Here is a 12,070-nt window from a genome sequence, read left to right on the forward strand (position 1 = left end):
CGGAGCCGGATCCGCGGCTGCCTACAGTGCGTTCACCCGAAGCCCGGACTCGTAGAAACCTCCACCGATGTGGGCGTATACGCCGAGCGGAAGGCATCGGAGCCCGCGTGGCGGTCCCGTTCCCAGGAGCGCGCCGCCCTGCCGGCTTCCGGGGACACCGGTGGCGATGTCCTGCCCGTGCTGCCCCTGTTCTCCGTCTTGTGCCCGTTATGCTGCGGTTTGCTCGACAGGTGACCCAGGAAGGGGCGCACGGCATGCGGACGGAGGCCGAGCCGCACGAGGAGGCTGAACCGCAGCGCGGTTTCACCTTCCCGAGCGCGCTCACCGTGCTCGCACTCGTCACCCTGCTGGTCTGGGCGGTGGCGTTCTTCGTCCCCTCCGGCAGCTACGACCGCGACGCCGACGGTGCGCCCGTGCAGGGGACCTATCACCGCGAGCCGTCCGGACTCGGCCTCGCGGACCGGTTCACCGATCTCTTCCTCTCGCCGGTCAACGGCCTCTATGGGGTGCGGGACACCAGGACCGGGCGGATCGGCCCCGACCTCACCGGGGAACTCTTCGGCGCCGCCGGGGTGTTCTTCTTCGTCCTGACCATCGGCGCCTTCATCACCGTCGTCTTCGCAACCGGTGCCATGGACCGCGGGATCGGCCGTCTCGCCCACCGGCTGCGGGACCGGGGCGTACTGCTGATCGTCGGCGTGATGCTGGTCTTCTCGCTGCTGGGCACCGTGGAGGGGTTCGCCGAGGAGACGCTGGGGTTCTACGGACTCGTCGTCCCGCTGATGCTCGCACTGGGCTACGACCGGATGGTGGCGATCGGCACCATCGTGCTGGGCGCCGGGATCGGCGTGCTGTGCTCGACCGTCAATCCCTTCGCCACAGGCGTGGCCTCCTCGGCCGCGGACGTCTCCCTCGGTGACGGCATCGCACTGCGGGCGCTGATGTGGGTGGTGCTGACCGCGGTCACCGTCGGCTACGTCGTCCGGTACGCGCGCCGGGTGCGGGACCACCCCGAGCGCTCCCTCTCCGGCTACCGGCCCGGCGACCGGGAGCAGGCCGCGGTGCGCGAGGACGCGGCCGAGCCGCCGCCGCTCACCGGGCTGCACGTCCTCGTCCTGGTGACCGTCGCGCTGGTCTTCGCCTTCATGATCTTCTCGGTGATCCCCTGGTCCGGCGCGCTCACCGGGGACGCTGAGGCCGCTCCCTACGGATGGGAACTGGGCTGGTCCTTCCCGCGGTTGGCCGCACTGTTCCTCTGTGCGGCGATCCTGGTGGGAGTGCTGACACGGATGGGGGAGCAGCGGTTCACCAGCACCTTCGTCCGCGGCGTGGGCGAGTTCGTCCCGCCGGCCCTGGTGATCGTGCTGGCCCGCGGGGTGACGGCGATCATGAACAACGCCAAGATCACCGATACTCTGCTGCACTCCATCGAGGGAGCGGTCACCGGGGTGCCCTCGGCGCTCTTCACCGTCATGATCTACGTCGTCAATCTGCCCCTCGCCTTCCTCATCCCCTCCACCTCCGGCCACGCCACCCTGGCCATGCCGGTCCTGGCACCCCTCGCCGACTTCGCCGGGGTCTCCCGCGCGGTCGTCGTCACCGCCTGGCAGGCGGCCAGCGGCTGGATGAATCTGTGGGTCCCGACCTCCGCCGTCATCATGGGCGGGATCTCGCTCGCCAAGGTCGGCTACGACCGGTACCTGCGCTTCGCGCTCCCGCTGCTCGGTCTGCTGGCCCTGCTGATCACGGGTTTTCTGGCGCTGGGCGCGGTGCTCACGTAGCGGGCCGAGGTTTGCGCCGCCCGAGGATGGGCAGCGGAAACCGGATGACTACGGGGACGCGCGAAGGGGGACTCATGGCGGTCACACTGGGTGAGGAAGTGGCGCTGCTCGCGCTGGACGACCACTCCGGCGCCGCGAAGAACCGATCCGCCGCCGGCTGGGCCGTCGCCGGTGGCGTCCTGCTGGACCTGACACTGGCCGGCCGGGTGGCCGTCGTCGACGAGCGGCTCACCGTGACCGACCCGGCGCCGACGGGCGAGGCGCTGCTGGACGGGCGGCTGGCGAAGATCGCCGAATGGGCCGAGCGCGACGCCAAGGCCAAGGTCGGCGACTGGCTCGGCAAGGACCAGGCCAAGGCGCTCGAGGCCGCCGTCGAGAACCTCTGCGCACGCGGCGTCGTCACCGAGCACAAGCACCGCACCCTCGGCATCTTCACCACCCGCCGCTATCCCGAGGTGGACGGCACGGCCGAGCGCGAGCTGCGGCACCGGCTGGAGGACGTCGTGCGCTACGGCGCGGAACCGGACGAGCGCACGACCGGCCTGATCGCGCTGCTGCACGCCGCCGGCCTGCATGCGGTGGCCTTCCCGGGGATCGCCCGGAAGCAGGTGGCTCCCCGCATGGAGGCCATCGCCGAGGGCCAGTGGGTGGCCGAGGACATCCGCCAGGCCATCCAGGACATGCAGGCGGTCCTGGTGGCCGTCATGACGGCCACCACCGCCGCCACCACGGTCGCCACGATGTGACGCCCGGCGGGCCCCGGGGCCCTGCCGCGCAGGTTCCGGTGCGGGGTCCCGGGTGGGAGCCCGGGACCCCGCGTGCCCGGTCGCCTCAGTCGCGCAGGGCGGCGTAGGCCGGAGTGGTCAGGAAGTCCTCGTACTGCTCGTCGAGGGCCACCCGCAGCAGCAGGTCGTGCGCCTCCTGCCAGCGGCCCGCCGCGAAGTCGTCCTCGCCGATCTCCGCGCGGATCGCGGCGAGTTCGTCGGCCGCGACCTGCCGTGCCAGCTCAGCGGTGACCTGCCGGCCGGTGTCCAGGACGACGCCCGCGTTGATCCACTGCCAGATCTGGGAGCGGGAGATCTCCGCGGTGGCCGCGTCCTCCATCAGGTTGAAGATGGCCACCGCGCCCAGGCCGCGCAGCCACGCCTCGATGTAGCGGATGCCCACCTGGACGGCGTTGCGCAGGCCCTCGGCGGTGGGGCGGGCCTCCAGCGAGTCGACCGCGATCAGGTCGGCGGCCTTCACCTCGACGTCCTCGCGCAGCCGGTCCTTCTGATGGGGGCGGTCGCCGAGCACGGCGTCGAACGACTCCTTGGCGACCGGCACCAGGTCCGGGTGCGCGACCCAGGAGCCGTCGAAGCCGTCCCGCGCCTCCCGGTCCTTGTCGGCCCGGACCTTCTCGAAGGCGACCTCGTTGACCTCCGCGTCCTTGCGGGAGGGGATGAAGGCCGCCATGCCGCCGATCGCGTGGGCCCCGCGCTTGTGGCAGGTGCGCACCAGCAGTTCGGTGTAGGCCCGCATGAAGGGCGCCGTCATCGTCACCGCGTTGCGGTCGGGCAGCACGAAGCGCGAGCCCGCGTCCCGGAAGTTCTTGACGATGGAGAAGAGGTAGTCCCAGCGGCCCGCGTTCAGCCCGGCGGCGTGCTCGCGCAGCTCGTAGAGGATCTCCTCCATCTCGTAGGCCGCGGTGATCGTCTCGATCAGGACGGTGGCGCGGACGGTGCCGTGCGGGATGCCGCAGTACTCCTGCGCGAAGCCGAACACCTCGTTCCACAGCCGCGCTTCCCGGTGCGACTCGGTCTTGGGCAGGTAGAAGTACGGCCCCTTGCCCAGGTCGAGCAGCCGCTGCGCGTTGTGGAAGAAGTAGAGCCCGAAGTCGACCAGCGCGCCGGGCACCGGCTGCCCGTCGCACTCCAGGTGCCGCTCGTCCATGTGCCAGCCCCGCGGCCGCACCACGACGGTGGCCAGTTCCTCGGCGGGGCGCAGCGCGTAGCTCTTGCCGGAGCGCTCGTCGGTGAAGTCGATGCGCCGCTCGAAGGCGTCGCTCAGGTTGAGCTGGCCGCCGATCACGTTCTCCCAGGTGGGAGCCGAGGCATCCTCGAAGTCGGCGAGCCACACCTTCGCGCCGGAGTTGAGGGCGTTGATCGTCATCTTGCGGTCGGTGGGGCCGGTGATCTCGACCCGGCGGTCCAGCAGCGCGGGCGGGCAGTCGGCCACCCGCCAGTCGCCGGCGCGCACCTCCGCGGTCTCCGGGAGGAAGTCCAGCGTGCTGGTACGGGCGATCTCGGCGCGCTTCTCGGCGCGGCGGGCGAGCAGTTCGTCCCGGCGGGGGGTGAACCTGCGGTGCAGCGCGGCGACGAAGTCGAGCGCGGCACCGGTCAGAACCTCGTCCTGCCTCTCGGGCCGCTGCCCTGGCTCGACGCCGACGATTTCCAGCGGGGAGGGCGCTGGTGCGGACATGGTGGGTCACTCCTTCAGCGAGCGGTGTGCAGAGGCCGCCGGGCGAGGTCCGGTGCGGGGCGCGGCACGGGGTGCCGCGCCCCGCACCAGGCGCACGGAACGCGGGCATGGGCGCCTTCGGGACAGGAAGGTGCTTCTGATCAGTGGAGATTAGTTTCCTCATAGTGGAACTTCAAGAGTTTGTTGACGTCGAGATATCTCTCACCCCGATCCGCCGCCCGGAAGGATCCTTCCGCTGTCCTCGGGTGCCACGGCTGACCCCGGGGTGCCGCCCGCGTCCTCGGAGCCACCCCGCCTCCGTCGGCAGCCACCCCGCGCCCTCCGTCCCGTACGCGCCGTCCGGGCCCCCGCTTCCCGGCGCCCCGTGCCCCGTATCCGCCTCGTGCCGGGTGCCTCGCGGCCCGTGCCTGGTGCCTCGCGGCCCGTGCTTGGTGCCCCGCTGTCCGTGTCTCGTGTCTTGTGTCTCGTGCCTCGCGGCCCGTGCGCGGCCGCCGGGGCCGCGGCGGCTTCTACCGCAGGCGGTGCAGGTCGCCCGGGGTGTCGATGTCGGAAGGGTCGGCGAGATCCGCGCACTCCACGAGCGTCAGCGCGTCCTGCCGCTCTCGCAGATATCCGCGCGCCCCCGCGTCCGCCCGTGCGCTGCGCGCGACGCCGGTCCAGTGCGCGGAGCCCAGCAGCACGGGGTGGCCGCGTCGGCCGTCGTACGCGGCAGCGGCGAGGGTCGCCGGGGAGCGGTACGCGGCCCGCACTCTGGCCACCACGTCCGCGCCGATGCCCGGCTGGTCCACCAGGGACACCAGGACCGCCTCGGCACCGTGGCCGGCCCTGCCACCCCCTGCGTCACCCCCTGCGTCACCCCCGGCGCCCTCCGCGGCGGCCCCCGCCGCGGAGACAGCCGTCAGCCCGGCCCGCAGCGAACTCCCCATGCCCTGCGCCCAGTCCGGGTTGTCCAGCAGTACGCACCCGGGCAGGGCCGCCGTCTCCCGCACCCGCTCACCGGCCGCGCCCAGCACCACGAACACCGGTCCGCAGCCGCCCTCCCGCAGGGCCCGCGCCGCGTGCTCCACCAGCAGTCCGCCGGAGTGCCGCAGCAGTGCCTTGGGGCGGCCGCCCAGCCGCCGCCCTGCGCCGGCGGCCAGCAGCAGCCCGGCCACCCGCGGTGCCGTGCCGTGCTCGGGGTCGTGGGTTGTCTGTCCCCTGTGCGCCATACGTTCATGGATATCGCACGTAAGGGGGATGCAGCCGTCATCCTTGGGGATGATCATCGGAAAGGCGACCCGAAATCTAGCGTTCCGTGTGGCGACACACGCGTAGAGTGGCGTTTACTGTCGGAACCTCCGACAGGAGCGGTCACTTCCTCGGAGGAAGGCGGAAATCCCGTGCCCGATGGCGCGGGACATCCCATGTGGGGGGAGAACGTGCGAAGCGAGGCTGTGGGTGAGCGGCGGTCCGCGACCGCCGGGCACGACACCGGCGCCGACCCGCGGGTCGAGGCGCTGGGCCGGGCCGTGCAGCGGATGCGGCGGGCGCTGGACGCGCACCCCGCCGAGCTGCCCGACCGCCGCGAGGCCGAGCGCGGGCTGGACGCGCTGACGGCCGCGGTCCGCTCCGGGGCGCCCGCCGCCGAGGAGTTGCGCTATCCGCTGCTGCTGCTGGCGGCCGCCGTCGGCTCGGTGAGCGCCCTGGCGCGCCCGCTGGTCGGCGTCCGGGAGGCCGTCGAGCTCTTCGGGACGGGCCCGCGCTCCGAGAGTTGAGCACCACACCGATAGTGTCTGGGCGTCAGCAACGCGCAACGACTCTATCGGGGGCAGTGGTTCATGGTTGACGGTGCGGCGGCCCGGGTCTTCACTCCGCTCGCGCCGGACGATCCGGCAACGGTCGCCGGTTACCGGCTGGCGGCCCGGCTCGGTTCCGGAGGCATGGGCAAGGTCTACCTCTCCTACACCCCGGGCGGGCGTCCCGTCGCCATCAAGGTCATCCGCCCCGACTTCAGCGAGGACCCGGAGTTCCGCCGCCGGTTCCAGCAGGAGGTCCGGGCCGCTGAGCGGGTGCAGGGGCTGCACACCGCGCCGGTGATCGACAGTGACACCGAGGGCCCGCAGCCCTGGCTGGCCACCGCCTACGTCCCGGGCCCCTCGCTCGCGGACGCGGTGGGCGGGCACGGGCGGCTTCCGGTGCCCACCGTGCTCTTCCTGGTCGCCGGAGTCGCCGAGGCGCTCCAGGTCATCCACAAGGCGGGCATCGTGCACCGGGACCTGAAGCCCTCGAATGTACTGCTCGCGGACGACGGGCCGCGGGTCATCGACTTCGGTATCGCCCGCGCCGCCGACGCCACCGCGCTCACCAGCAGCGGGGTCACGATCGGCACTCCTTCGTTCATGGCTCCCGAGCAGGCGGAGGGGCAGCGCGTCACGGCGGCCACCGACATCTTCGCGCTGGGGCAGATAGCCGCCTACGCCGCGCTGGGCACTCCGGCCTTCGGCGAGGGCACCTCGCACGGGGTCCTCTACCGCGTCGTGCATGCCGAGCCGGCGCTGGACGGTCTCCCGGACGAGCTGCGGGAACTGGTCACTCGCTGTCTGGCCAAGCGCCCGGACGACCGGCCGGGGCTCGACGAGGTGCTGCGGCTGTGCCAGGACGCCTCCGGCGGCGGTGAGCTGAGGCGCCCGGGGGACTGGCTGCCGTCGCCGGTGGCCGCCGACATCACCCACCGCGCCGCCGCGCCGGCTCCCGCGCAGCCGCCGCCCGCGCACGGCGCCCCGCCGACCGCGCCGGTGACCCAGGCCGCGGCCCCGACACAGACCGCGGCTCCCGGCGTCGGTCCCAGCCCCGCCGGAACGGCGCCGCTGACCGCCCCGGTGCCGCCCGCGCCCTCACCGCCCCCGCCGTCCGGGCCGCACCCGCCGCCGTCGCCGCTCGCCGCTGCTCCCACCATGGCCTCCCGCCCGGTGGGTCCGCGGCACCCCGGTCCGCCGGGTGCGGGCCCCTACGGTGCGGGCCCCTACGGTGCGGGCCCGTACGGTCCGGTCCACCCGCGGCCGCTGCCGCCCCGGCGCCGTTGGGACCGGGGCAAGACGATCGCGGCCGTGGTCGTGGGCGGCATGGTGCTCTTCTGGGGTGCCGTCTTCTCCGCGGGGTCCGACAAGTCCGACCGGGAGGGCTCCTCCGGGGCCGACGCGAAGGGCGAGGCGGCGAAGCGGGCACCGGAGCCCGAGACGTACAAGGGGCTGAACCTGCCCGACGGCTACTTCCTGGCGATGGGCGACGATCCGCTCAAGCCCCGGGACCTGGACGACGGCGGGATTCCCTCGGAGCTGACGTACCTCAACACCACGATCGACGGGGCGAACCTCGGTATCGACGACCCCAACGGCAAGCTGGCCCTGCTGGACAAGTCCCAGAAGGGCTCGCTCAAGACCTGCCGGGCCGAGACGCGCTTCACCGACGACGTCGCGCTGAAGCAGCTCGCGCCCGGCTCCCGGTTGTGCCTGCAGACGACTTCCGGGCACATCGCCCTGGTCACCTACCGGGGCCACGCGCCGCAGGGCGACCCGAGCGACTACGTCAAGCTGGACGTGACGGTCTGGCGCGACGCGATCGCGTCGGAGGACGGGTAGCGGTCACTGGCCGTTCCCCGAACTGGCGAGGGCCGTGGACAGGTCGCCGGCCACCTCGTGCAGCAGGGGGACGAACTTGTCCGTGGCCGCGTCGGTGACCCGGCCCGCGGGGCCCGAGATGGAGACGGCGGCGGAGGTCGGGGAGTCGGGCACGGAGACGGCGATGCAGCGCACGCCGATCTCCTGCTCGTTGTCGTCCGTCGCGTACCCGGCCTCGCGCACGTGTGCCAGGGCCTCCAGGAAGCCCTCCGGGGTGGTGATGGTCTTCTCGGTGGCGGCGGGCATGCCCGTCCGGGCCAGCAGCGCCCGGACCTGGTCGTCCGGGGTGTGCGCGAGGAGGACCTTGCCCACGCCGGTGGAGTGCGGCAGCACCCGGCGGCCGACCTCGGTGAACATCCGCATGGAGTGCCGGGAGGGCACCTGTGCGACGTAGACGACCTCGTCGCCGTCGAGCAGCGCCATGTTCGCCGTCTCACCGGTCTCCTCCACCAGCCGGGCCAGGTAGGGGCGGGCCCAGGTGCCCAGCAGCCGGGCCGCGCTCTCCCCGAGCCGGATCAGGCGGGGGCCCAGGGCGTAGCGCCGGTTGGGCTGCTGGCGTACGTAGCCGCAGGAGACGAGGGTGCGCATCAGCCGGTGGATGGTGGGAAGCGGGAGGCCGCTGGCGGCCGAGAGCTCGCTGAGACCGACCTCGCCCCCGGCGTCGGCCATCCGCTCCAGCAGGTCGAAGGCCCGCTCGAGGGACTGCACCCCGCCGCTCGCGGCGGGCGGCGTGGCAGCCTGGGGGGTGGTTGTGTGCTCTGCGGACGGCGGCACGTCGCGTTCCTTTCCTGGCCTGCGGTCAGGCGCATGGTATCGGGGGCGGAGGGCCGGGCGGCGGTCTCCCGCGCGGTCACCCCTCTGGTACACGCACCGGCGCGGACACCGGTTTCCTGCGGCGACGCGTTCGCTGTCGCGCCCGGCCTTGGCGGCGCTTTTCTTCTGTATGGCGAAAGTCTAGTTCCATTTTGTGGAGTTCTCCAAGGGGTCGGCTCTTGACTGACCCTCTTCCTCGCACGAAGATTCGTACAGCCGATCCTTCAACAGAACGTTGAAGGGTGGTGAGGGCTCGAATCCGAGGGCTCGCGGAGTACGAAGGAGGTCGGTGTGACCGACGTGCGGCTCGTCCTGCGCTCCCGGCGCGTGATCACCCCGGAGGGAGAACGTCCCGCCGACGTCGCGGTCGACGGCAGCGGCCGGATCGCGGAGGTGTCGGCGCACGGGACCCCGGTGCCGCAGGGGGCGGCGCTGGAGGACGTCGGGGACGACGTGCTGCTGCCCGGCCTCGTCGACACCCATGTCCACGTCAACGACCCGGGCCGCGCCGAGTGGGAGGGCTTCTGGACGGCCACCCGCGCCGCCGCGGCCGGCGGCATCACCACACTCCTCGACATGCCGCTCAACTCCCTCCCGCCGACCACCACCGCGGACAACCTGCGGATCAAGCGCGAGGTGGCCGGACCCAAGGCACACATCGACGTGGGCTTCTGGGGCGGTGCCGTGCCCGGCAACGTCGCCGAGCTGCGCCCCCTGCACGAGGCGGGAGTCTTCGGCTTCAAGTGCTTCCTCTCGCCCTCCGGGGTGGACGAGTTCCCCGAACTGGACCGCGCGCAGCTCGCCGCCGCCATGGCCGAGATCGCCTCCTTCGACGGGCTGCTGATCGTGCACGCCGAGGACCCCGGCCGGCTCGCCGCGGCGCCGCAGCGGAACGGCCCCGCCTACGCCGACTTCCTCGCCTCCCGCCCCCGCTCGGCGGAGAACGACGCCATCGCGCTGCTGATCGAGTTGGCCGCCGAGCACGGCACCCGCGTCCATGTGCTGCACCTCTCCTCGGGCGACGCGCTGCCGATGCTCGCCGAGGCACGTGCCGCGGGGCTCCGCCTGACCGCCGAGACCTGCCCGCACTTCCTCACCCTCACCGCGGAGGAGGTCCCGGACGGCGCGACGGAGTTCAAGTGCTGCCCGCCCATCCGGGAGCGGGCCAACCAGGACGCGCTGTGGCAGGCGCTGGCCGACGGCACCCTCGACTGCGTCGTCTCCGACCACTCGCCCTGCACCACCGACCTCAAGACCCCCGACTTCGGCACCGCCTGGGGCGGCATCTCCTCCCTCCAGCTCGGCCTGCCCGCCGTCTGGACCGAGGCGCGCCGCCGCGGATTCGCCCTGACCGACGTCGTCCGCTGGATGTCCCGGGCACCGGCGCGGCTGGCCGGGCTGGAGGGCAAGGGCAGCATCGCCCCGGGCCGGGACGCCGACTTCGCGGTCCTGGCACCCGAGGAGACCTTCACCGTGGACCCCGCCCGGCTCCACCACCGCAACCAGGTGACCGCCTACGCGGGCCGGACCCTGCACGGCGTGGTGCGCTCCGCCTGGCTGCGCGGCGAACGGGTGGCCGACCACGGAGTTCCCACCGGAAAGACCGGACGGCTCATCGAAAGGAAGACCGCATGACAGCGGCGCAGACCGCAGGCATACCCAGCTCCACCGGCTACACCGGCGACGCCGCGCCCTACTCGGGCGGCGACACCTACGCCGACTACCGTGCGCCGGAGGCCGGGTTCCCCTTCGCCCACCTTCCCGACCTGGCCGACCGCAGGCTGGGCGCCACTGTCATCGCGGCCAACGACGAGTTCTTCGCCGAGCGGGAGAACCTGCTCAACTCCGAGCGCCCCGAGTTCGATCCACACGCCTTCCAGCACAAGGGCAAGGTCATGGACGGCTGGGAGACCCGCCGCAGGCGCGGCGCCTCGGCGTCGGAGCCGCACCCGTCCGCGGACGAACACGACTGGGCGCTGGTCAAGCTCGGCGCTCCCGGTGTGATCCGCGGCCTGGTCGTGGACACCGCGCACTTCCGTGGCAACTACCCGCCCGAGATCTCCGTCGAGGCCACCTCCGTGCCGGGGGCGCCCTCCCCCGGGGAACTGCTCGCCGACGACGTGAAGTGGACGACCCTCGTCCCCCGCACCCCCGTCGGCGGCCACGCCGCGAACGGCTTCACCGTCACCGAGGAGCGCCGCTTCACCCACCTGCGGCTGCGCCAGTACCCCGACGGCGGCATCGCCCGGCTCCGGGTGCACGGCCAGGTGCTCGCCGCCCCCGCCTGGCTGGCGGCGCTGGGCACCTTCGACCTGGTGGCGCTGGAGAACGGCGGCCTCGCCGAGGACGCCTCGGACCGCTTCTTCTCCCCGCCGGTCAACAGCATCCTGCCGGGCCGTTCGCAGAAGATGGACGAGGGCTGGGAGACCCGCCGCCGACGCGACAAGGGACACGACTGGGTCTCCTACGTGCTCGCCGGACAGGGCCGGATCCGCGCCGTGGAGGTCGACACCGCCTGCTACCGGGGCAACGCGGCGGGCTGGGTGAGCCTGGTGGGCAAGGACGGCGAGACGGGGGAGTGGGCCGAACTGCTGCCGCGCACCCGCCTCCAGCCCGACACCATCCACCGCTTCCTGCTGACCGACGCGCCCGCGGTCACCCATGTGCGGATGGACATCCACCCGGACGGTGCGGTCGCCCGCCTCCGGCTGCACGGCTCCCTGACGGACGAGGGGGCCCGCCGACTGGCGGCCCGCCACGCCGAGTCGAACTGATCCCGCCGCCGGAGGGGCGCCCACGCACCCCTCCGGCGGCGGACCGGTGAACGTGCGGCAAAGCCCCGCGAGTTGGCATTGACACGCCCTCTACGCGCGTCACCATGGGGTGGCATGACATTCCCCCCACGCTGGACCCGTATCGGCGCCGCCGGAGCCCTCGCCGCCGCGATGCTCGTCGGCGGCCCCGCCCTCACCACCGCCGCGGCCGCGCCCGCCGCGCACCCCGCGGCCGCGGCCGCGCGGATCGCCGCCGTCGGCGACATCTGCGCCTCCGCGCTCCCGCCCGAGGCCCACGACACCCTCGACCTCATCGAACAGGGCGGCCCCTACCCCTATCCGCAGGACGGCACGGTCTTCGAGAACCGCGAAGGCATCCTGCCCGACCACGAGCAGGGCTACTACCACGAGTACACCGTGGAGACCCCCGGCTCCGAGGACCGCGGCGCCCGCCGCATCGTCACCGGGGAGCAGGAGGCGGAGGACTACTACACGGCCGACCACTACGCCTCCTTCGACCTGGTCGACCACACCTGCTGACGGATCACCCCCACACCGAGTTCTCAGGGGCCTCAGGCGGCCGCCG

10 protein-coding genes are annotated in these 12,070 nt (G+C 72.9%); 7 read left to right on the forward strand and 3 right to left on the reverse strand.

From position 1 onward, the window contains the following. The first annotated feature begins 254 nt into the window (after positions 1–254). Both BMX65_RS10955 and BMX65_RS10960 read left to right on the forward strand, forming a co-directional pair. The gene (locus BMX65_RS10955; RefSeq protein WP_075000015.1) at positions 255–1,781 is read left to right on the forward strand and encodes a YfcC family protein; all 1,527 of its coding nucleotides are present in this window, start codon (positions 255–257) and stop codon (positions 1,779–1,781) included. A 74-nt stretch (positions 1,782–1,855) separates the two neighbouring features. After that, positions 1,856–2,527 carry a GOLPH3/VPS74 family protein gene (locus tag BMX65_RS10960; RefSeq protein WP_075000016.1) on the forward strand — a complete coding sequence of 224 codons (672 nt, stop codon included), beginning with the start codon at positions 1,856–1,858 and terminating at the stop codon, positions 2,525–2,527. An 85-nt stretch (positions 2,528–2,612) separates the two neighbouring features. Here the strand turns inward: BMX65_RS10960 and aceB are convergent, their stop codons facing one another. After that, positions 2,613–4,241: a malate synthase A gene (gene aceB, locus BMX65_RS10965; RefSeq protein WP_075000017.1), complete on the reverse strand. Its 1,629-nt coding sequence runs from the start codon at positions 4,239–4,241 to the stop codon at positions 2,613–2,615. A 509-nt stretch (positions 4,242–4,750) separates the two neighbouring features. Then, a complete protein-coding gene (locus tag BMX65_RS10970) occupies positions 4,751–5,449 on the reverse strand; it encodes a nucleotidyltransferase family protein (RefSeq protein ID WP_075000018.1) in 699 nt (232 codons plus the stop codon). Positions 5,450–5,659: 210 nt separating this feature from the next. Here BMX65_RS10970 and BMX65_RS10975 point away from each other — a divergent pair, with 210 nt between their 5' ends. Together BMX65_RS10975 and BMX65_RS10980 are read left to right on the forward strand one after the other, a co-directional pair. Next, the gene (locus tag BMX65_RS10975; protein WP_239501957.1) at positions 5,660–5,995 is read left to right on the forward strand and encodes a DUF5955 family protein; all 336 of its coding nucleotides are present in this window, start codon (positions 5,660–5,662) and stop codon (positions 5,993–5,995) included. Positions 5,996–6,058: 63 nt separating this feature from the next. Continuing rightward, a complete protein-coding gene (locus tag BMX65_RS10980; protein WP_075000020.1) occupies positions 6,059–7,858 on the forward strand; it encodes a serine/threonine-protein kinase in 1,800 nt (599 codons plus the stop codon). Positions 7,859–7,861: 3 nt separating this feature from the next. Here the strand turns inward: BMX65_RS10980 and BMX65_RS10985 are convergent, their stop codons facing one another. After that, a complete protein-coding gene (locus BMX65_RS10985) occupies positions 7,862–8,671 on the reverse strand; it encodes an IclR family transcriptional regulator (RefSeq protein ID WP_075000021.1) in 810 nt (269 codons plus the stop codon). Between the two features lie 330 nt (positions 8,672–9,001). Between BMX65_RS10985 and allB the strand changes: the two genes are divergently transcribed. The 3 genes from allB to BMX65_RS11000 all read left to right on the forward strand — a co-directional run bounded on the left by allB (position 9,002) and on the right by BMX65_RS11000 (position 12,024). Beyond that, positions 9,002–10,345: an allantoinase AllB gene (allB, locus tag BMX65_RS10990; RefSeq protein WP_075000022.1), complete on the forward strand. Its 1,344-nt coding sequence runs from the start codon at positions 9,002–9,004 to the stop codon at positions 10,343–10,345. After that, on the forward strand, positions 10,342–11,484 hold the full coding sequence (alc, locus tag BMX65_RS10995; protein ID WP_075000023.1) for an allantoicase: 1,143 nt from the start codon (positions 10,342–10,344) through the stop codon (positions 11,482–11,484). The genes allB and alc overlap by 4 nt, the downstream gene beginning before the upstream one ends. Positions 11,485–11,598: 114 nt before the next feature. Continuing rightward, the gene (locus BMX65_RS11000) at positions 11,599–12,024 is read left to right on the forward strand and encodes a ribonuclease (RefSeq protein ID WP_075000024.1); all 426 of its coding nucleotides are present in this window, start codon (positions 11,599–11,601) and stop codon (positions 12,022–12,024) included. Positions 12,025–12,070 lie beyond the last annotated feature (46 nt).

It is taken from the genome of Streptomyces qinglanensis (assembly GCF_900111245.1).
GTDB lineage: Bacteria > Actinomycetota > Actinomycetes > Streptomycetales > Streptomycetaceae > Streptomyces > Streptomyces qinglanensis.

Coding starts and splice junctions, on each gene's coding strand:
- BMX65_RS10960 (WP_075000016.1), top strand. CDS start 1,856: ATGGCGGTCACACTGGGTGAGGAAGTGGCGCTGCTCGCGCTGGACGAC.
- aceB (WP_075000017.1), bottom strand. CDS start 4,241: ATGTCCGCACCAGCGCCCTCCCCGCTGGAAATCGTCGGCGTCGAGCCA.
- BMX65_RS11000 (WP_075000024.1), top strand. CDS start 11,599: ATGACATTCCCCCCACGCTGGACCCGTATCGGCGCCGCCGGAGCCCTC.
- BMX65_RS10980 (WP_075000020.1), top strand. CDS start 6,059: ATGGTTGACGGTGCGGCGGCCCGGGTCTTCACTCCGCTCGCGCCGGAC.
- alc (WP_075000023.1), top strand. CDS start 10,342: ATGACAGCGGCGCAGACCGCAGGCATACCCAGCTCCACCGGCTACACC.
- BMX65_RS10970 (WP_075000018.1), bottom strand. CDS start 5,449: ATGGCGCACAGGGGACAGACAACCCACGACCCCGAGCACGGCACGGCA.
- BMX65_RS10955 (WP_075000015.1), top strand. CDS start 255: ATGCGGACGGAGGCCGAGCCGCACGAGGAGGCTGAACCGCAGCGCGGT.